Here is an 18,792-nt window from a genome sequence, read left to right on the forward strand (position 1 = left end):
AGATGGGTATAAGAGCCAGGCGGCATCGTGCGGGTCGACCGCGGTGCGCGCCAAGGGTTTTCGCCCCCGCCGCCCCTACGGGCTGCGCCCCCAGACGGGCTGAAGAGCTCAAGAGCGCCTACCCCCGCGTCAGCGACAGCAACTCCCGGGCCGGTCCCACCGGTCGGTGTCCCGTGGGCCAGACCGCCCGTAGGTCCCGGGCCAGCGAGACGCCCTCCACCGGTACCCGGACCAGCCTCCGCATCGCCAGTTCCTCCCCCACCGCCAGTTCGCTCAGGACCGCCGGGCCCGCCCCGCTCACCGCCGCCGCCTTGACCGCGGTCGTCGAGGACAGCTCGATCAGCGGCCTCGCCAGACCGCCCAGCGCCGCGTCCAGCACCTGCCGGGTACCCGAGCCCTCCTCGCGGAGGATCAACGGGGTCGCCGCCAACTCGTCGGCCGCCAGGGCCCGTCGGCGGCGCGCCCAGGGGTGGGCCGGGGCCGTCACCACGATCAGGTGGTCATGGGCGATCACGACCGAGTCGAGGCCCGTCGGCACGGTGAGGCCCTCCACGAACCCCAGGTCCGCCTCGTCCGCGAGCAGCCGGGACGCCACCGCCGCCGAGTTGCCGGCCAGCAACGACACCGCCGTGTCCGGACGCTGGGCGCGCAACGCCAGCAGCCAGCCCGGCAGCAGATACTCCGCGATCGTCATGCTCGCCGCCACCCGCAGCCGCGAGTCCCGCCGGTCCCGCAGCGCCTGCGCCCCCACGTCGAACGCCTCCGCCGCCTCCACGATCCGCCGCGCCCAGTCCGTCACCAGCGCACCCGCGTCCGTGAGACGGGAGCCGCGCGGCGAGCGGTCCACCAGCGCCACGCCCAGCTGACGTTCCATCGAGCGGATGCGACTGCTGGCCGCCGGCTGGGTGATGCCGATCTCCCGCGCAGCCGCACCCAGGCTGCCGAGCCGGGCCACCGCCAGGAGCAGTTCCAGCGCCCCCAGGTCGGGGACGCGGTGCGCCAGCATGCCACCGGGGGTCGAGGGAGAGCCCTCCCGCTCACTGCTCATAAATCCAGTTTATGTCCTCATAGAGGCGTCGTCCCTGGTGGCCGCCGCACCACCGCGCGATCGTCGAATCATGGTCACCGCAGCCCAGCCCCTTCTCCCCCGTGCCACCGCACGTCCCGCGCGCGCCATCGCCGTCCGTCACCTCGGACCCAACTGGTACGCCACCGTCATGGGCACCGCCGTCGTCGCCACCGCCGGAGCCGGACTGCCGGTCTCCGTTCCCGGTCTGCGCACCGCCCTCACCGGCGTCTGGGCGCTCTCCCTCGCCCTCCTCCTCGTCCTGCTGTGCGCCCGCGCCCTGCACTGGACCCACCATCGGGACCAGGCGCGCGCCCATCTCCTCGACCCGGCCATGGCGCCCTTCTACGGCTGCCTCTCCATGGCCCTGCTCGCCGTCGGCGGCGGCGCCCTCACGGTCGGCTCCGACTGGATCGGCACGCGGGCCGCGGTCGCTCTGGACGCCGTGCTGTTCACCGCCGGCACGGCCGTCGGACTCACCGCGGCCGTCGCCGTCCCGTACCTCATGGCCGTACGCCATCGGGTCGAGCCGTCACAGGCCACGCCCGTGTGGCTGCTGCCGCTCGTCGCGCCCATGGTGTCGGCGGCGCTCGGACCGCTGCTCGTGCCCCATCTCCCGGCCGGGCAGGCGCGGGAGACCCTGCTGCTCGCGTGTGTGGCGATGTTCGGGATCAGCCTGCTCGCGACGCTGCTCATGCTGCCGCTCGTCTTCGGGCGGATCGTCACGGGCGGCCCGCTGCCCCTCGCCCTCACCCCGACCCTGTTCCTCGTGCTGGGCCCGCTGGGCCAGTCCACGACCGCCGTCAACCACTTCGCGGACATCGCGCCCGGTGTCGTACCCGCGCCCTACAGCGGAGGCTTCGGCGTCCTCGCCGTTCTCTACGGCGTGCCCGTGACGGGGTTCGCGCTGCTGTGGTTCGCGCTCGCCACCGCGCATGTCCTGCGGGCCCGGCGGGCGGGCATGGGGTTCGCGATGACGTGGTGGGCCTTCACCTTCCCGGTCGGTACCTGTGTCACCGGCGCGGAGGGGCTGGCCCGGCACACCGGACTCCTCGCCTTCCAGTGGCTCGCCGTCGCGCTGTACGTCGTCCTCGTCGCCGCCTGGGCCACCGCCGCCCTGCACACCGCGCGCGGGCTGCTCAGCGGTGCGCTGCTCGCAGGGCCTTCGTCAGCAGCCCTGGCGCCTCGGTGAGGGACGGGCCGTACCAGGTGAGGTGCCTGCCGCTGACCAGGGCGCAGGGCAGGCCGGGGAACGCGTCCGGGCCGTCGTCCGGGGTGAAGCGGTAGGGCTCGTCCGGGAGGACGACGACGTCCGGTGCGGCCGCGTTCAGGTCGTCGACCGGGATCCGCGGATAGCGCTCGGGGTGCGTCGCGTGCACGTGGTCCACGCCCAGGCGCGCCAGCACGTCCCCTGCGAAGGTGTCGCGCCCCAGCACCATCCAGGGGCGGCGCCAGATCGGCACCACGGCCGTCGTCCGGTACGAGGGTTCCGGCAGCGCCTGCCACGCCGACTCCGCCTCGTCCAGCCAGCGCGGGCGGGTCCGCGCGCCGCAGGCCTCCAGTACGCGGGCCAGTTCCCCGAAGGCCTGCGGGATGTCCCGTACCTCCGTCACCAGGACCTCGGCGCCCGCCTCGCGCAGAGCGGCGAGGTCCGGTTCGCGGTTCTCCTCCTCGTTGGCGACGACGAGGTCGGGGGCGAGGGTGAGGATGCGGTCGAGCCCGGGGTTCTTGGTGCCGCCCACGCGCGTGACGTCGAGGTCGGCCGGGTGGGTGCACCAGTCCGTGGCACCGACCAGGGCGCCGGGGACGGTACGGGCCACCGCCTCCGTGAGGGACGGGACCAGGGAGACGACCCTCACGCGCGTGGCCGGTCCCGGACCGCCTCGATGTGCTCGGCCACGGCGACGACCACGACCCGGGTCTCGGGCACGGTGGCCCGCCACCGGTGCCGTACGCCACCGGTGAGGTAGAGCGTGTCGCCGCGGCCGAGCCGGTACGCCCGGCCCTCCGCCTCGATCTCCACCGCGCCGTCGGCGACGTACATCAACTGGTCGTTGCGGAACTGGAATTCACGGCCGGCGTCATGGTCGCCGGTGAACTCCTGGGCGTGCATCTGATGGTGACCGCGCACCAGGGAACGCGCCCGGGAGCGGCACTCCGGATCGGTGTCGTCGGCGCGGACGACGTCGACGCTGCACGCCGGGTCGGCGGCGGCGAGGAGTTCCACGGCGGTGGTGCGCAGGGCGTCGGCGACCTTCTCCAGGGAGCTCTGGCTGGGCCGTGCCCGCTCGTTCTCGATCTGGCTGAGGAACGGCACCGACAGGCCGCTGCGTTCGGCCACGACGGCGAGGGTGAGCTCCAGCGCACGGCGTCGTCGCCTGACGGCCGCGCCGACCCGCAAGGGTTGTTCTTTGTGGTCGCCCATCGCTCCGGCTCCCTCCTTCGCTCGTCGGTCCGTTCACACTCTCTGATGAGTTGTCTGCACCCTACGCATGTTCGGCAAACCGTTTCATGCGCCCGTCACATTGCCGTAAACCGCGCGAGGGCCATCTCGCCAACTCCGGCCAGTAGATCAGCTCCCCCACCGCCCCGTGCGGGGTTTCCCCCGTCAGGACGAACCAGCTGACGACGACCGCCCCCTGAGGCTCAGGGGGCGGCATAGCTCTATGTGGTTGTCCGGATCCTTCTCATGGATCGCGTACGTCGACGGGCCGCTTCGCCTCGGCGGGGGTGGCGGTGTCCTAGACCGGTGCGAGCTTGTCGAGGAGTCCGGGGTTGGCCTTCAGCCAGGTGCGTACGGCGTCCTGCTGCCTGCCCTTGCCCGCCTTGTTGATCTCGGCTTCCAGACCGGTGAGCTGCTTCTCGCTCATCGTGAAGTCCTTCAGCCACTTGGCGACGACCGGGTTGTCGTCGGCGAAGCCCTCGCGGGCCACCGTGTGCACCCCGTCGCCCTTGCCCCAGGCGCCCTTCGGGTCCTTGAGCTTCTTGAGCTCGTAGTCGCTGTACGCCCAGTGCGGCGACCAGAGCGTGACGACGACCGGCTCCTGCTTGCTGTACGCCCGCTTCAGCTCGGCCAGCATCGCCGGCGTGGAGCTGTCGACGACCTCGTACTCCTTGTCGAGGCCGTACTCCGCCAGGACCTTGCTCTTGAGCAGGCCCATCATTCCGGCACTGGACTCGATCCCGGTGATCTTCCCGCCGAACTCGGTGGACCGGCCCTTGAGGTCGGCCAGGGAGTCGATGCCCTTCATGTACGCGGGGACGCTCAGTTCCAGGGAGGTCGGGCCGTACCAGGAGCCGAGGTCGTCCAACTGGTCGCCGTACTTCTTCCAGTACTCGGCGTGGGTGGTCGGCAGCCAGGCGTCGGTCTGGAAGTCGATGTTGCCGGAGGCCAGGGAGGTGTAGAGCGGGCCGGCGTCGAGCTGCTCGGCTTCCACCTCGAAGCCGCGTTCCTCCAGGAGCTCCTTCCAGAGGAAGGTGGAGGCGACGCCCTCGTCCCAGGGGATGTAGCCGATGCTGACCTTCTCGCCCTGGCCGACGTTCTCGCCGACCGGGGTGGCGCTGTCGTCCTCGGCACCGAACATCCCCATGCCGCCCGCGACGAGGGCGAGGACCACCACGCCGATGACGGCGACCTGCGGACGGGGGCGGTAGGACCGGAACCTCAGGCCCTGTGCGGCACGCGCCTTGGCGGCGGCGCGGCGGCCCAGCGGGGAGACCTGGGCGCCCAGGGCGCCGGTCATACGGTCGAGGTAGATCGCGAGGATCACGATGGCGACGCCCGCCTCGGAGCCGAGGCCCACGTCGAGCTGTCCGATGGCCTCGTTGACACGGCCGCCGAGGCCGCCGGTGCCGACCATGCCGGCGATCGCGGCCATCGACAGGCCGAGCATGATGACCTGGTTGACGCCGGCCATGACGGTGGGCAGGGCGAGCGGGAGCTGGACCCGCAGCAGGGTGTCCCTGGGAGTCGTGCCGAACGCCTCGGCCGCCTCGACCAGTTCCTTGTCGACCTGGCGGATGCCCAGCTCGGTCATGCGCACTCCGGGGGCGAGCGCGAAGATCAGGGTGGCGACGATGCCCGCGGAGGCGCCGGTGCCGAAGAAGAGGATCGCCGGGATGAGGTAGATCATCGCGGGCAGCGTCTGCATGAAGTCCAGGACCGGCCGGACCAGTGCGCTGACCCGGTCGGAGCGGGCCGCCCAGATGCCGACGGGCACGGAGATCACCAGGGCGATGATCGTGGCGACGAGGACCAGCGAGAGGGTCACCATCGCGTCTTCCCACAGTTCCAGGGAGTCGATGAAGGCGAACCCCGCGAAGGTGAGGACTCCGGCCGTGGTGCCGCGCAGCCAGAAGGCGACGATGGCGAAGATGCCCGCGAGGAGCAGTGGTCGGGGCGCCTGGAGGACGGCGTCGATACCGTCGTAGGCGCCGGTGAAGACGGTCTTGAGGAAGTCGAAGAGCCAGGCCATGTGGCCGAGCAGCCAGTCGACCGCGTCGTTGACCCAGTCGCCGAGCGGGATCCTAGGCATGCGCGGCCTCCGCCTCGCCGAGGAAGGCGATCAGGCGCCTGCTCGGGACCACTCCGACGAGTTTCCGTTGCTCGTCCAGCACCGCCACGGGGTGGGTCGACCGGGCGCTGATCGCGCAGAGTTCGGTGAACGGCGTGTCGGGCGTCGCGGTCTCGCAGCCGCTCGCACAGCCGCAGTCGGCCTCGACGCCGCGGACGTCGGTGTCCATGACGGCGGAGGCCGTCAGCACCCGCGCGCGGTCGACGTCCTTGGTGAAGGAGGCCACGTAGTCGTCCGCGGGCCGCACGAGGATGTCCTCGGCGGTGCCGGTCTGGACGATGCGTCCGTCGCGCATGACGGCGATGCGGTCGCCCAGGCGCATGGCCTCGTTGAGGTCGTGGGTGATGAAGACGATGGTCTTCTTCAGGGTCTTCTGGAGCTCCAGGAGCTGGTCCTGCATGTCGCGGCGGATCAGCGGGTCCAGGGCGCTGAAGGACTCGTCCATGAGGAGCAGGTCGGCATCGGTGGCGAGGGCGCGGGCCAGGCCGACGCGCTGCTGCATGCCGCCGGAGAGCTCGTCGGGCCAGGACTTCTCCCAGCCGGTCAGCCCGCACAGGGCCAGGGCCTCGGTGGCACGCCGGTCGCGCTCGGCGCGGGGAACGCCCTGCACGGCGAGGCCGTAGGCGGCGTTCTCCAGGACGCTGCGGTGCGGGAAGAGCGCGAAGTGCTGGAAGACCATGCTGATCTTCGTCGCCCGGACCGCGCGCAGCTCACGGTCGCCGAGGGCGGTCAGGTCCTGCCCGTCGAAGCGGACGTGTCCTGCGGTGGGTTCGAGGAGGCCGTTGAGCATGCGCAGCAACGTGGACTTGCCGGATCCGGACAGTCCCATGACGACGAAGATCTGGCCGGGCTCCACGGTGAAGGAGGCGTCGACGACCGCGGCGGTGGTGCCGTCGGCGCGCAGCTCCTCCCGGTCGGCTCCATCGCGCAGTCTCTCCACTGCCTCACTCGGTCGTCTGCCGAACACCTTGTAGAGATGTTCGGCTTCCAGGCTGGCTGACACACGTACCTCTTGGCTCGGGAACAGGGGCGGAAGACGGCCGCAGACAGTTGAACGAGCAACCGGTGCCGCTCCGATCAGCCGCGCCTGCCCCTGCCTTCATGGCGCAAACACCCGCGTGGCCCAGTTCACAGGGTTGTCGGCGCCGTACGGCATGATGCGAGGCGTGACCGGACGACTGATGCTCCTCGACACCGCCTCCCTCTACTTCCGCGCCTACTTCGGCGTCCCGGAGTCCGTGAAGGCCCCGGACGGCACGCCGGTGAACGCCGTGCGCGGGCTGCTGGAATTCATCGACCGCCTGGTCAAGGACCACCATCCCGACGAGCTGGTGGCCTGCATGGACGCCGACTGGCGTCCGCAGTGGCGGGTCGACCTGATCCCCTCCTACAAGGCGCACCGCGTCGCCGAGGAGCGCGAGGCGGGGCCGGACGAGGAGGAGGTGCCGGACACGCTCTCGCCGCAGGTCCCGGTCATCGAGGAGGTCCTCGACGCGCTCGGCATCGCGCGCGTGGGCGTGGCGGGGTACGAGGCGGACGACGTGATCGGCACGTTCACCGCGCGAGCGAAGGGCCCGGTCGACATCGTCACCGGCGACCGCGACCTGTACCAGCTGGTGGACGACGGACGCGGGGTGCGGGTGCTGTACCCGCTCAAGGGCGTGGGCACCCTCCAGCTCACGGACGAGGCGTGGCTGCGCGAGAAGTACGGGGTGGACGGGAGGGGGTACGCGGATCTGGCGACGCTGCGCGGGGACCCGAGCGACGGTCTGCCGGGGGTGCCCGGCATCGGGGAGAAGACGGCGGCCAAGCTGCTGGCGGAGTTCGGCGACCTCGCCGGGATCATGGCGGCGGTCGACGACCCGAAGGCGAAGCTCACGCCCTCGCAGCGCAAGCGTCTTGACGAGTCCCGGCCCTATGTCGCGGTGGCGCCCAAGGTCGTGAAGGTCGCGGACGACGTGCCGCTCCCGGAGGTCGACACGGCGGTGCCGCGCGGCCCGCGCGACCCGGCGGCGGTGGAGCGGCTGGCGGCCCGCTGGGGGCTGGGCGGTTCCTTGCAGCGGCTGCTGACGACCCTGGCACCGTAAATCATGTTCTCTGCTGAGTGAATGAGCTTCTCTTCAGAGGGGATCGCCACTCTCCACAATGGCTTAATCTTGCCCTCATACAAGGGGTGTTAAGTAGGGGGGAGATGCTAACTTAGGTAAGCCTAAGCGAAAAGGCAGGGAGGCCGCCATGGCAGAACGACCGGGACGCAAGCCGCGGAAGCCGCATTCCGCTCAGGTCGTCCGCACCGAGCGGCTGACCCCACACATGCAGCGTGTGGTGCTCGGAGGTGAGGGGCTCGCCGACTTCGCGGCGGACACCTGCTCCGACCATTACGTGAAGCTGCTGTTCCCGGCCGGGGGTGCGATCTATCCGGAGCCCTTCGACATGGAGCGCATCCGCGAGGAGTTCCCGCGCGAGCAGTGGCCGGTGACGCGGACGTACACCGTGCGCCACTGGGATGCCGAACACCGTGAGCTGACCCTGGACTTCGTGGTCCACGGCGACGAGGGCCTCGCGGGACCCTGGGCGGCAAGCGTGCAGCCGGGCGAGACCGTGCGGTTCATGGGGCCCGGCGGTGCCTACACGCCCGATCCCGCCGCCGACTGGCATCTGCTCGTCGGCGACGAAAGCGCGCTGCCCGCGATCGCCCGCTCCCTGGAGGTGCTGTCCGACGGCGCCACGGCGCACGCCTTCATCGAGGTCTCCGGGCCCGAGGAGGAGCAGAAGATCGACTCCGATGTGGAGGTCGTCTGGCTGCACCGCGGGGACCGGCCGGTCGGCGAGGCGCTCACCGAGGCCGTGCGGACACTGGAGTTCCCGGCGGGCCGGGTGCACGCCTTCGTCCACGGCGAGGCGCACTTCGTGAAGCAGCTGCGGCATCTGCTGCGCGTCGAGCGCGAGATCCCGCGCGAGGACCTGTCGATCTCCGGGTACTGGCGGCTCGGTCACAACGAGGACGGCTGGCAGGCCTCGAAGCGGGACTGGAACGCGCGGATCGAGGCGGAGCAGGAGGGCACGCCCGCCTGACCCTTTCCCTTTTGGCAGATATGAATGTGGGAGGGCGCCTGAGCGCCCTCCCACACCGCTACACGGAGCGCTGGTACGACCGGAACGTGCGGATCGAGAGCCACACCGCCGCCACCGCCAGCGCGAGCAGCGCGCCACCCCGCAGGAGCACCGCGCTCCAGTCGGGGTGGCCGGACAGCGCCGAACGTCCCGCGACCATCGCCCAGTCGAGCGGGTTGAAGTCGGCGACGTGCCGCATCCAGCCGGGCATCTGGTCCGGTGCCATGAAGGCGCTGGACAGGAAGGTGAGCGGCAGCAGCAGGAACGTGTTGATCCCGATGATCGACTCCCGCTCCCGCACCAGCATGCCCAGCGCGTTGGACAGCGCCCCGAAGACGGTGCCGAGCAGCACCGAGGCGACGACCAGGACGGCGATCCCGGCGACCCCGCCCGGGTAGTCCGCCCCGCCCAGCAGCCCGAGCAGCACGATGATCACCGACTGCGCGGCGGTCACCAGGCCGTTGTTGACCACGTTGCCGTTCATCAGCGCCGCCCGGCTGACCGGCGTGGTCAGGAAGCGGTCCAGGGTGCCGCGCTGGATCTCGTCGAGCGTGGTCATCCCGGCCCACATGTTGGAGCTCAGCGCGCTCATCACGACCACGCCGGGGACGAGGTAGTCGAGGTACGAGGTGGTGCCGAAGCCGCCGAGTTCGACGACCTTCCGGAACAGGCTGCCGAACAGGAACAGCCAGATCACCGGCTGGATCAGGGTGATGACCGCATACGCGGGCTGCCGTACGAACACCATGAGTTGACGCTGCGTCATGTACCAGGTCTGGGAGACGGCGGTGCTCATCGGGCACCTCCCGCGAGCGCCGGCTCGTCGGCCTCGGAGTAGCGGCGGCCCGCGTAGCGCAGATACACGTCGTCGAGCGAGGGCCGGGCGACCGTCGCGGCGACGACGCCGACCCCGGCGCGCTCGAGTGCCCCCAGCAGTACGGGGACCGTGGCCCCTCCGTCGTCGGCGCGGACGCTGACGCGGTGCCCGTCGACCAGGATCTCGTGCACGCCCGGCAGTCCGCCGAGGGCGTTCCCGAGCAGCGTACGACCGGCTTCGCCGACGCCGGAGCGCAGCTCCAGGTGGACGGCGTCGCCGCGGAGTTCGCCCTTGAGGGAGTCCGGGGTGCCCTCGACCACGACCCGGCCGCGGTCGACGATGGCGACGCGTTCGGCGAGCCGGTCGGCCTCTTCCAGATAGTGCGTGGTGAGCAGGATGGTCAGCCCCTCCTCACCGGAGAGCCGACTGATCTCGTCCCACATCGCGGTGCGGGCCTGGGGGTCGAGACCGGTGGTGGGCTCGTCGAGGAAGAGCACCTCGGGGCGGTGCACCAGACCGAGGGCGACGTCGAGGCGGCGGCGCATACCGCCGGAGTAGCCCTTGACCTGACGGTCCGCGGCGTCGGCGAGGGTGAAGCGGTCGAGGAGTTCGGCCACGCGCCGGTCGAGGCCGGCTCCCTTCAGCCCGTAGAGCCTGCCCTGGAGCCGGAGGTTCTCGCGGCCGGTGGCCCCGGGGTCGGCGCCGGAGTTCTGCGCGACCACGCCGATCGCGCGGCGCACCCGGTCCGGGTGGCGCAGCACGTCGTGACCGGCGACGGCGGCCGTGCCGGAGTCGGGGCGGGCCAGGGTGGTGAGGATCTTGACGGTGGTGGACTTGCCGGCGCCGTTGGGGCCGAGAAGGCCGAAGACGGTGCCGGGTTCGACGGTGATGTCCATGCCGTTGAGGGCGGTGACATCACCCGGGTAGGTCTTGATCAGCTGACGCGCCTCGACTGCGGGCGCACGGGTGTTCATGACAGGTGCTCTCCTGGGTGAGCGGATGACAGCTGATCCGCGTGAGGGGCACCGGGCTATCCTGGGTGTGCCGCACCTCGATCGCCTGGATGTGCCTCACGGCGGATTCAGCTCGGGGTTCGAGGCCCCGGCGGGCTGCTCCAACAGCCCTGCCGGGGCCTGTTCTTCGTCAGGTCACGGTTCGTGGAACGCCTTCCACTCGTCGATGCCGGGCAGTTCGCCCCTCCTGATCTCGTCGAGAAGGCCACGGACCCACCGCGCCTCCGCCTCGATCATGTGGAGCTGGTACTCGTTCTCCACCAGGAAGAGCCGGGGCAGCGTCTCGTAGAGCTTCTCCAGTGCGCCCCGGCCGGCGGCCACCTGGACCTCCAGTGCCTCCAGCCGTTCCTGAAGCAGTGACACCACGTCGTCGGGGTGCAGCACGCCGAGCAGCGAGAGCGCGGTCTCGAAGATCGGGTACTCCTTGGCCGGGAAGGCGACCAGGTCCGACATCCACTCGGTGGTCTCCTGACGGCCGGCCGCGGTGATGCCGTAGACGGTCCGCTCGGGCCGGTTGCCCTGCCGCTGCACGTCGGTGACCTCGACGAAGCCGTGCTTCTCGAGGTTCTGCACGACCGTGTAGAGCGAGCCGTAGTTGATCTTCGTGCTGGAGTCCTTGCCCTGGCGGCGCAGGGTCTGGGCGATCTCGTAGGGATGCATCGGCTTCTGCCACAGGGTCGCCAGCACGGCGAGCGCCAAGGGGTTGCGGAGCTTGCGACGTTTCACGGCCCGGTTCACCTCACGTCCCTACATCTCTACTTCGCATCCGAATATCCGTAGCCGAACATATCGCGACCCACGACAACCCGTCAATAGACACGATGTATCGCGTATGGACGGGATGCGCAAGACAGGTGAGGACTTGGGCCCACCTTCGACATGGCCGCGTCACGCGGGTGAAACAGCGGCTCCCTAATTTCTGTCGCCCGACAGGAATTCTGTCGCCCGACAGGAACTCAGCGCCCGCACCGCTGTCCCGCTCTTCCGCCGCCGAAGGCAGGTGCCGCCGTGACGACAACCAGCCCCTCCGAAGTCCGCCCCGATCCACCGCAGCCCCCCGGCGACCGCTCGCTCGCCGAGTTCGGCTACCGCCAGGAACTCCACCGCAGCCTGGGCCGGTACGCGTCGTTCGCGGCCGGGTTCTCCTTCATCTCCGTCCTGACGACGGTCTTCCAGTTCTTCGCCTTCGGGTACGCGTTCGGCGGCCCCGTCTTCTTCTGGGCCTGGCCGGCGGTGCTGGTCGGGCAGCTGATGGTGGCCGCCTGCTTCGCGGAGCTGGCCGCGCGCTATCCGATCTCGGGCGCGATCTACCAGTGGTCGTCGCGGCTGTCGAACCTCACCTTCGGCTGGTTCGCCGGCTGGATCATGGTGATCGGGCAGATCGTGGTGGTCGCGGCGGCCGCGCTGGCACTCCAGATGGTGCTGCCGGCGATCTGGTCGGGTTTCCAGCTGATCGGCACCGACCCCGCGCCGACCTCGGCGGACGGGGCGGCCAACGCGGCGCTCCTGGGCGTGTTCCTGCTCGCGCTGACGACACTCGTGAACGTGCTCGACAACCGGGTGATGTCCGTGATCAACCGGGTCGGGGTGACGGCCGAGATCATCGGCGCGGTCCTGATCGTCGTGCTGCTGCTCACCCACTCCGAGCGCACGCCCGGCATCACCTTCCACACCGAGGGCGCGGCCCAGTCCGGCCTGTTCGGTGCCCTGCTGGTGGGTTCGTTCACCGCGGCGTACGTGATGATCGGGTTCGACAGCGCGGGTGAGATGAGCGAGGAGACCCGCGATCCACGGCGCACCGCGCCCCGCACGATCCTCACCGCGCTGGGTGCGGCGGGCCTCCTCGGCGGTCTGATCGTGCTGGGCGGCCTGCTGGCGGCCCCCAGCCTGACCGACGGACACCTGGCGGTCGACGGGCTGAGCTACGTCCTCACGAGCAGCCTGGGCGACGGGGTCGGCAAGTTGCTGCTGGCCGACGTGGTGGTGGCCATCGCGGTGGCGACCCTCGCGATCCAGACGGCGGCCTGCCGGATGCTGTTCTCCATGGCCCGCGACGGCCAGCTCCCCTTCGCGGCACGCCTCGCACGCGTCCACCCCCGCACCGGCATGCCGGGCGCCCCCGCCCTGGTGGTCGGCGTCCTCGCCGCGGCCCTGCTGCTCCTCAACTTCGCCTCCCCGGAGGCGTTCCTGGCGATCGGCACGACCTGCATCGTGATGCTGTACCTGGCGTACGCGATGGTCACCGGCCCCCTCCTGATCGCCCGCCTCCGCGGCCGCTTCACCTCCGAGGGCACGGACGAAAAGGGTGGGAAACTCTTCTCCCTGGGCCGCTGGGGCGTCCCGGTCAACGCCCTCGCCCTCCTCTACGGCCTGTTCATGACGGTCAACCTGGCCTGGCCGAGGGCAGAGGTCTACGACCCGGCGGGCGGCCACTGGTACTTCCAGTGGTTCACGGTGCTGTTCCTGGGGGCGACGCTGGTACTGGGGTTGGGCTGGCGGCTCCATTGCAGGCACAGGGCCACTGCAACCCCCTAGGGGCGCGGGGCTGTGTCGATTTGCGGCTCCGCCGCGTGGGCGCGACAAGCCACGACGGCGCAGCACCCGACCACCGACAAATCCCGGCACCCCCTCAGTCGCCCGGCCAACCGCCGGAGGCACCCCGTACGCTTGATCCCGATGAGACGCCGCACCGCTCCCCCGCCCGCCCCGCTGCCGCAGCGCGACGGGATCGACCCGGTGCGTGTGCGGCTGCCGGGTGAAGGTGACTGGGCCACCGTGCGGGAGTACCTGGTGGAGCGGCTCAGGGGGGCGGGCGACGGAGTCGTCGACGGGATGCTGGTCCGGGGGCTCGTCGTCGGGGCCGACGGCGTCCCCGTGGCACCCGACGCCGCGTACGTGCCCGGCATGTACGTGTGGTTCCACCGCGAGCTGCCGTACGAGGTGCCCGTGCCCTTCCCCCTGGAGGTCGCGCATCGCGACGAGCACATCGTCGTCGTCGACAAACCGCACTTCCTCGCCACCACCCCCCGCGGCAGCCATGTCACCGAGACCGCGCTCGCGCGGCTGCGCCGGGAACTCGGCATCCCGGCGCTCGGTGCCGCGCACCGGCTGGACCGGCTCACCGCCGGACTGGTGCTGTTCACGGTGCGACCCGAGGAGCGGGGCGCCTACCAGTCGCTGTTCCGGGACCGGCGGGTACGCAAGGAGTACGAGGCCGTCGCGCCCTACGATGCCGAACTCGCCCTGCCGGTGACCGTGCGGAGCCGGATCGTGAAGGAGCGCGGGGTGCTGGCCGCCTATGAGGTGGAGGGCGAGCCGAACGCCGTCAGCCGTGTCGAACTCATGGACCGGCGTGACCGGTTGGGCCGGTACCGGCTCACTCCCACCACCGGCCAGACACACCAGCTGCGCGTCCACATGAACGCCCTCGGTGTCCCCATCCTCGGCGACCCGCTGTATCCGGAGGTCGCCGCCCCCGTGCCGGCCGGTGAGTTCCGGCGGCCGCTCCAACTGCTGGCGCGGGCACTGGACTTCACCGATCCGATCACGGGGGCGGAGCACCGGTTCCGGAGCACTCGGGTACTGGGAGCCTGGGCCGACCACGGCGCCTGGGCCGGTCAGTAACCGCGCCACCAGCGCAGGAGGCGGCGCCAGGCGCCCATCGGGCGGGCCGGTTCGGGCGTCGGCGCGGGCTGGGGCGGGGCGGCGGGCTCAGGCTGGGGCTGGGGTTCGACGGCCGTGGGTTGCGGCCGCTCCGTGCCGACCTGCCAGCCGGGCCGCTGCTGCGGGACCGGGGCGTGGCCCGGCTTCTCCATGATGTCCTGCTGCGCCTTGGGCGCGAAGCGGACGGGCAGTTCCACGAGGTGGCGCGAGGAGATCGACTGGCGCCAGTCCAACTCGTCCTCGTCGCAGTCGAGTTGGACGTCCGGCAGCCTCATCAGCAGCGCGTCGACACCGGTGTCGGCGATGCCACGGGCGATGTCCTGGCCGGGGCACTCGTGCGGGCCGCCGCCGAAGGCGAGGTGCGAGCGGTTGCCCTGCATGTTGGCGTCCAGGTCGGGCCGGACCCGCGGGTCGATGTTGCCCGGCGCGATACCGAACAGCAGACCGTCGCCCTTGCGGATGCGCTGGCCGCCCAGCTCCGTGTCCTGCTTGGCGTAGTAGGCGAAGACCGTACTGAACGGCGGCTCGTCCCACAGCGACTGCTCGACCGCCTGCGGGACCGTCATCTGGCCGCCGTTGAGCCTGGCGCGAAAGCCCGGGTTGGTCAGCACGGCGCGCAGGACGTTGCCGATGAGGTTGACCGTGGCCTCGTAGGCCGCGAGGAGGACGAGCCACAGGTGGGTGGTGACCTCGTCGTCGGTGAGCTTCGCCGGGTGCAGCACGAGGTGGCTGGCGAAGTCGTCGTCGGGCTGTTCGCGGCGGCGGGCGGCGAGACCCTGGAGGACGCCCATGACGTACGCCTGGCTGGCGTTGGCGGTCTCGGTGCCCTTGAGGAGGTCGCGGGTGGCCTGTACGAGCCGGTCGTTGTACTCCTCCGGCATGCCGAAGATCTCGCACATGATGGCCATCGGCAGATGCTCGGCGAACTGGGCGATGAGTTCGGCCTCGCCCGCCTCGCAGAACTCGTTGACCAGCCGCTGGGTGTAGCGGTTGATGTGGCGCCGGATGGAGCGGTAGTTGATGGTCGACATGGCGCCCGTGACGGCGCCGCGCAGGCGCAGGTGCTCGTCGCCCTCGGCGTAGGAGCAGATGGGCGCCCAGGTGATGTGCGGCATCATCGGGTGGTCGGGCTTGACCATGCCCTCGATCTGCGGGGTCCAGATGCGGCTGTCCCGGCAGAAGTGCGAGGGCGTGCCCACCATGTGGAGGTTCTCGGCGTGGCCGAGGACGATCCACATCGGCACGTCGTCGTGGAGGAGGACGGGCGCCACCGGGCCGTGCTCCTCACGGAGTTTCTCGTAGAGGCCTTCGAGGTCCTCCGCCTCGGGGCCGTAGAGCCGGTGCAGCCCTCCGGGGCCACGGCCGTGGGCGGGGCAGCCGGGGGGCGGGCCGGCCGTGGGGTCGGCGCCGGTCAGGGACTGGGGTTCAGGCGTCACTGTGATCGCTCCGAAGTGGATCCGGTTGCTGGGGAGTCGGGGTCGGGTGAGGTCAGCGGGCGGTCAGGTGAGGCGGCCCGTCAGCGCGAGCGAGTGCAGGAAGCGCATCAGGGTCATCAGGGTGTCGCGGCTGGAGGCCCGGCGGCGTGCGTCGCATTCCACGATGGGGATGCCCTCGTCCAGGTCGAGTGCGCCGCGCAGGTCCGCGATGGGGTAACGGGGCCCGTCCGGGAAGGAGTTGACGGCGACGATGAAGGGCACTCCGCGCTCTTCGAGCCGTCCTATGACGTCGAAGCTGACCTCCAGACGCCGGGTGTCGACCAGCACCACCGCGCCGAGCGCGCCCTCGAACAGTCCGTTCCACAGGAACCAGAAGCGCTGCTGGCCGGGGGTGCCGAAGAGGTAGAGCACGAGTTGGTCGGTGATGCTGATGCGTCCGAAGTCCATGGCCACGGTGGTGGCGGTCTTGGTCTCGGAGCCGTAGTTGTCGTCGACCCCGATCCCGGCCTGGGTCATGGTCTCCTCGGTGGTCAGCGGCCTGATCTCGCTGACCGATCCGACCATCGTCGTCTTGCCGACTCCGAAGCCGCCCACGATCACGATCTTCACCGCGGCCTGGGCCGTGTGCGGCAGTTGATCCTCCGAGCGTGGTCCGGGGATGGTGTCAGAGCCTTTGAAGTCCATGCATCACCGCTTCGAGAAGGGAACGGTCGGGGAGCGCCTGGCGGACGATCGGGGCGCGCGCCGTCACCAGTTCGGCCGTCAGCATCTCCGTGAGCAGGACGGTCATCACACTGAACGGCAGGCTCAGATAGGCCGAGAGCTCGGCGACCGAGATCGGGGCCGTGCTGAGCCGGAGGATCGCCGTCTGCTCAGGGGTGGCGGAGGGCGGCGGGTCGGCGCGCGCCACGATTAAGGCGACCAGGTCGAGGTCGGCCCGCTCCCCGTCCGGCCCGGCGACCACGTAGAGCCGTTCCGGGGGGCGTTTTCCGGTGCCCTCGCCCACCACTTTCGGGGGCGGTTCCTCCGGTGCCTGACTGGGGTACCGCCGCCGGCGTTGCGGAGGAGTCATACGGTCTGCCCGTTCCGCCGGGGCGGACTGGTGAGATGGGCGCCGATTCTGACGACGAGGTCGCGCATGCGGTTGCTCATCAGACCGGGTTCGGCGACCACGTCGGAGAGCACCGCGAGATAGGCGTTGGCGCCCGCGGCCATCAGGTAGAAGTAGCCGCCGTTGATCTCGATGATGACCATCTTCATCCGGCCGTCGCTGTCCGGGATCTCGTGGGCGACGGCGTGGGCGAGGCTCTGGAGCCCCGCGCAGGCCGCGGCGACGCGGTCGGCTGCGTCCGGGTCGCCACCGTAGCGCGCGATGCGCAGGCCGTCGGCGGAGAGCACCACGATCATCTCGATGCCCGGTACCCCGTCGGCGAGATCCTTGAGCATCCAGTCGAAGTTGGCGCGCTGCTGGATCACGTGTGGTCCCTCTCGTCGTCGGCCTCGGTCCGGGCCGGCTCGGTGGTCTGCTGGGTGGATGCGCTCGGGTCGGGGTCGCCCTTGAGTCCGTTCCAGAAGGCCTCGACCCACAGTCCGGGCTCGGGTTCCTTCTTGTCCGGCTCGGGGGCGGGGGCGGGCGTCGACCAGATGGTCGGCTTGCCCTCCCGCTCGGCCTTCTCGATGGCCGCCTGCTCGGCGAACCGCTGGTGCAGCGGCGTCTTGACCCGGCTGCGGCGCTGCGGCAGCCCGCCGGCGGTCCACTCGGTGACCTCGGGGACGTCGTCCTCCATGGACACGCCGACGGGGATGCGCGGGCTGGTGGGGCGCCGCCTCTTCGGTGCGCGCTTGGGACCTTCGAGCGCACCTTCGGTCTTCGGGACGGCGCCGGCGCCGATGCCGTGGGCGAGTCCGGGCGCCGGATCGCTGGTCATCATCTCGCGCGGCACGATCAGGACGGCGCGGACGCCGCCGTACGCCGAGGAGCGCAGCGAGACCTGCATGTTGAACTGCGTGCACAGCCGGCCGACGACGGCCAGGCCCAGGCGCGGGGAATCGCCCAGGTCCTGGAGGTCGACACCGGCCTTGGCGTTCTCCAGCATGCCCTCGGCCTTGGCCCGGGCCTCCTCGCTGAAGCTGACGCCGGCGTCCTCGATCTCGACGGCGACGCCGGTCTGCACCTCGCTCGCGGTGACGTGCACCTTGGTCTGCGGCGGCGAGTAGCGGGTGGCGTTGTCCAGGAGCTCCGCGACGGCGTGGATGACCGGCTCGACGGAGATGCCGCGGATGTTGACCTGGGCGATGGAGTCCAGCTTGATGCGGCGGTACTCCAGGATGCGGGACATGCCGCCGCGCAGCACGCTGTACAGCGGGACGGGATCGGGCCACTGACGGCCGGGGCGGCCGCCGCCGAGCACGGAGATGGAGTCGGCGAGGCGGCCGATCAGCGCGGTGCCGTGGTCGATGCGCAGGAGGTCGTCGAAGACCTCGGGGTTGCGGCCGTGGTCCTCCTCCATCTCGCGGAGTTCGTTGTTCTGCTGGTGCACGATCGCCTGGACGCGGCGGGCGATGGAGACGAAGGAGCGCTGCGTGGAGTCGCGGAGCGCTTCCTCTCGGTCGATGATGTCGAGGACCGTCTTGATCAACATCAACTGCGACTCGGGGAGTTCGCGGTAGGAGGGGTCGATGTCGCCGATGCGGCGAATCACCTCCCCGGGGGAATTTCCGGATCGCAACCGGTGGATGGCGGCGGGTGCGATCTCCTTCGCGAGGCGGAGCATGTCCTGCTCGTGGGTGGCGACCCGTCGTTCCAGATACGCGCTGTTACGGGCGTACTCGGCACGTAGGTCACGCAGGGACCGGCCACGGCGCACCACTTCGGAAGCCGCCGCGAGCACCAGGAGCGTGGCGACGGCGCCGCACCAGACGACGGCCGTACGGGCCGGTTCCTGGACCACGGCGGCTGCGGCTCCGGTGGCCGCGGCCATCAGTATCGCGGGGAGCAACAGCACGCGCGCGTAGGGAAGTTCACGGCGTACGGGTGGGGATTGAACACTCACCATGTAAGGCCCTCGAAAATGAATCGGCTTGGATGCGCATACATAGGGAACAAGCG

At 70.6% G+C, this 18,792-nt stretch carries 17 protein-coding genes and 1 pseudogene; 5 read left to right on the forward strand and 13 right to left on the reverse strand.

The window, feature by feature from the left end; translation table 11 throughout:
• Positions 1 to 118 precede the first annotated feature (118 nt).
• Complete coding sequence (locus HLK59_RS21390) at positions 119 to 1,048, reverse strand: LysR family transcriptional regulator (RefSeq protein ID WP_240982559.1); 930 nt, start codon at positions 1,046 to 1,048, stop codon at positions 119 to 121.
• A gap of 70 nt (positions 1,049 to 1,118) precedes the next feature.
• Here HLK59_RS21390 and HLK59_RS21395 point away from each other — a divergent pair, with 70 nt between their 5' ends.
• On the forward strand, positions 1,119 to 2,258 hold the full coding sequence (locus HLK59_RS21395; protein ID WP_171143099.1) for a TDT family transporter: 1,140 nt from the start codon (positions 1,119 to 1,121) through the stop codon (positions 2,256 to 2,258).
• Here the strand turns inward: HLK59_RS21395 and HLK59_RS21400 are convergent.
• The 4 genes and pseudogenes from HLK59_RS21400 to HLK59_RS21415 all read right to left on the reverse strand — a co-directional run bounded on the left by HLK59_RS21400 (position 2,206) and on the right by HLK59_RS21415 (position 6,643).
• Positions 2,206 to 2,925, reverse strand: coding sequence for a helical backbone metal receptor (locus HLK59_RS21400; RefSeq protein ID WP_171143100.1), 720 nt, complete (start codon positions 2,923 to 2,925; stop codon positions 2,206 to 2,208). The genes HLK59_RS21395 and HLK59_RS21400 overlap by 53 nt on opposite strands.
• Positions 2,922 to 3,491: an XRE family transcriptional regulator gene (locus HLK59_RS21405; RefSeq protein WP_171143101.1), complete on the reverse strand. Its 570-nt coding sequence runs from the start codon at positions 3,489 to 3,491 to the stop codon at positions 2,922 to 2,924. The genes HLK59_RS21400 and HLK59_RS21405 overlap by 4 nt, the downstream gene beginning before the upstream one ends.
• Before the next feature lie 319 nt (positions 3,492 to 3,810).
• A pseudogene (locus tag HLK59_RS21410) lies at positions 3,811 to 5,601 on the reverse strand (ABC transporter permease/substrate binding protein); the annotation flags it as partial.
• Complete coding sequence (locus tag HLK59_RS21415; protein WP_171143102.1) at positions 5,594 to 6,643, reverse strand: betaine/proline/choline family ABC transporter ATP-binding protein; 1,050 nt, start codon at positions 6,641 to 6,643, stop codon at positions 5,594 to 5,596. The pseudogene HLK59_RS21410 and the gene HLK59_RS21415, both read right to left, overlap by 8 nt.
• A gap of 154 nt (positions 6,644 to 6,797) precedes the next feature.
• On the opposite strand from HLK59_RS21415, the gene HLK59_RS21420 reads away from it, so the two are divergent.
• Both HLK59_RS21420 and HLK59_RS21425 read left to right on the forward strand, forming a co-directional pair.
• Positions 6,798 to 7,727, forward strand: coding sequence for a 5'-3' exonuclease (locus HLK59_RS21420; protein WP_240982561.1), 930 nt, complete (start codon positions 6,798 to 6,800; stop codon positions 7,725 to 7,727).
• Positions 7,728 to 7,875: 148 nt separating this feature from the next.
• The gene (locus tag HLK59_RS21425; RefSeq protein ID WP_171143103.1) at positions 7,876 to 8,715 is read left to right on the forward strand and encodes a siderophore-interacting protein; all 840 of its coding nucleotides are present in this window, start codon (positions 7,876 to 7,878) and stop codon (positions 8,713 to 8,715) included.
• 58 nt (positions 8,716 to 8,773) lie between these two features.
• Here HLK59_RS21425 and HLK59_RS21430 read toward each other — a convergent pair whose 3' ends face one another.
• The 3 genes from HLK59_RS21430 to HLK59_RS21440 all read right to left on the reverse strand — a co-directional run bounded on the left by HLK59_RS21430 (position 8,774) and on the right by HLK59_RS21440 (position 11,310).
• A complete protein-coding gene (locus HLK59_RS21430) occupies positions 8,774 to 9,550 on the reverse strand; it encodes an ABC transporter permease (protein ID WP_171143104.1) in 777 nt (258 codons plus the stop codon).
• Positions 9,547 to 10,545, reverse strand: a complete 999-nt coding sequence (locus HLK59_RS21435; RefSeq protein ID WP_171143105.1) for an ATP-binding cassette domain-containing protein — start codon at positions 10,543 to 10,545, stop codon at positions 9,547 to 9,549. The genes HLK59_RS21430 and HLK59_RS21435 overlap by 4 nt, the downstream gene beginning before the upstream one ends.
• Before the next feature lie 174 nt (positions 10,546 to 10,719).
• On the reverse strand, positions 10,720 to 11,310 hold the full coding sequence (locus HLK59_RS21440; protein ID WP_171143106.1) for a PadR family transcriptional regulator: 591 nt from the start codon (positions 11,308 to 11,310) through the stop codon (positions 10,720 to 10,722).
• 282 nt (positions 11,311 to 11,592) lie between these two features.
• Between HLK59_RS21440 and HLK59_RS21445 the strand changes: the two genes are divergently transcribed.
• Both HLK59_RS21445 and HLK59_RS21450 read left to right on the forward strand, forming a co-directional pair.
• Positions 11,593 to 13,119, forward strand: a complete 1,527-nt coding sequence (locus HLK59_RS21445) for an amino acid permease (protein ID WP_171143107.1) — start codon at positions 11,593 to 11,595, stop codon at positions 13,117 to 13,119.
• A gap of 141 nt (positions 13,120 to 13,260) precedes the next feature.
• Complete coding sequence (locus HLK59_RS21450) at positions 13,261 to 14,208, forward strand: RluA family pseudouridine synthase (protein WP_171143108.1); 948 nt, start codon at positions 13,261 to 13,263, stop codon at positions 14,206 to 14,208.
• On the opposite strand, the gene HLK59_RS21455 is transcribed toward HLK59_RS21450, so the two are convergent.
• The 5 genes from HLK59_RS21455 to HLK59_RS21475 form a co-directional block, all read right to left on the reverse strand.
• Positions 14,202 to 15,683 (reverse strand): cytochrome P450, encoded by a 1,482-nt coding sequence (locus tag HLK59_RS21455; RefSeq protein WP_171143109.1) that lies wholly within the window; start codon positions 15,681 to 15,683, stop codon positions 14,202 to 14,204. The genes HLK59_RS21450 and HLK59_RS21455 overlap by 7 nt on opposite strands.
• Before the next feature lie 63 nt (positions 15,684 to 15,746).
• On the reverse strand, positions 15,747 to 16,367 hold the full coding sequence (locus tag HLK59_RS21460) for an ATP/GTP-binding protein (RefSeq protein WP_171143110.1): 621 nt from the start codon (positions 16,365 to 16,367) through the stop codon (positions 15,747 to 15,749).
• On the reverse strand, positions 16,348 to 16,755 hold the full coding sequence (locus tag HLK59_RS21465; RefSeq protein WP_171143111.1) for a DUF742 domain-containing protein: 408 nt from the start codon (positions 16,753 to 16,755) through the stop codon (positions 16,348 to 16,350). The genes HLK59_RS21460 and HLK59_RS21465 overlap by 20 nt, the downstream gene beginning before the upstream one ends.
• Positions 16,752 to 17,159, reverse strand: a complete 408-nt coding sequence (locus HLK59_RS21470; protein WP_046261836.1) for a roadblock/LC7 domain-containing protein — start codon at positions 17,157 to 17,159, stop codon at positions 16,752 to 16,754. The genes HLK59_RS21465 and HLK59_RS21470 overlap by 4 nt, the downstream gene beginning before the upstream one ends.
• Complete coding sequence (locus HLK59_RS21475; protein WP_171143112.1) at positions 17,156 to 18,739, reverse strand: ATP-binding protein; 1,584 nt, start codon at positions 18,737 to 18,739, stop codon at positions 17,156 to 17,158. Before HLK59_RS21475 ends, HLK59_RS21470 begins: the two co-directional genes overlap by 4 nt.
• Positions 18,740 to 18,792: the final 53 nt, after the last annotated feature.

Source organism: Streptomyces sp. S3(2020) (genome assembly GCF_013044505.1).
In the GTDB taxonomy this organism is placed as follows: Bacteria; Actinomycetota; Actinomycetes; order Streptomycetales; family Streptomycetaceae; genus Streptomyces.

Excerpts from the sequence above, each read along its gene's own strand:
- HLK59_RS21390 (WP_240982559.1), bottom strand. The coding sequence starts at position 1,048 with ATGAGCAGTGAGCGGGAGGGCTCTCCCTCGACCCCCGGTGGCATGCTG.
- HLK59_RS21395 (WP_171143099.1), top strand. The coding sequence starts at position 1,119 with ATGGTCACCGCAGCCCAGCCCCTTCTCCCCCGTGCCACCGCACGTCCC.
- HLK59_RS21405 (WP_171143101.1), bottom strand. The coding sequence starts at position 3,491 with ATGGGCGACCACAAAGAACAACCCTTGCGGGTCGGCGCGGCCGTCAGG.
- HLK59_RS21420 (WP_240982561.1), top strand. The coding sequence starts at position 6,798 with ATGCGAGGCGTGACCGGACGACTGATGCTCCTCGACACCGCCTCCCTC.
- HLK59_RS21425 (WP_171143103.1), top strand. The coding sequence starts at position 7,876 with ATGGCAGAACGACCGGGACGCAAGCCGCGGAAGCCGCATTCCGCTCAG.
- HLK59_RS21430 (WP_171143104.1), bottom strand. The coding sequence starts at position 9,550 with ATGAGCACCGCCGTCTCCCAGACCTGGTACATGACGCAGCGTCAACTC.
- HLK59_RS21435 (WP_171143105.1), bottom strand. The coding sequence starts at position 10,545 with ATGAACACCCGTGCGCCCGCAGTCGAGGCGCGTCAGCTGATCAAGACC.
- HLK59_RS21450 (WP_171143108.1), top strand. The coding sequence starts at position 13,261 with ATGAGACGCCGCACCGCTCCCCCGCCCGCCCCGCTGCCGCAGCGCGAC.
- HLK59_RS21460 (WP_171143110.1), bottom strand. The coding sequence starts at position 16,367 with ATGGACTTCAAAGGCTCTGACACCATCCCCGGACCACGCTCGGAGGAT.
- HLK59_RS21465 (WP_171143111.1), bottom strand. The coding sequence starts at position 16,755 with ATGACTCCTCCGCAACGCCGGCGGCGGTACCCCAGTCAGGCACCGGAG.
- HLK59_RS21475 (WP_171143112.1), bottom strand. The coding sequence starts at position 18,739 with ATGGTGAGTGTTCAATCCCCACCCGTACGCCGTGAACTTCCCTACGCG.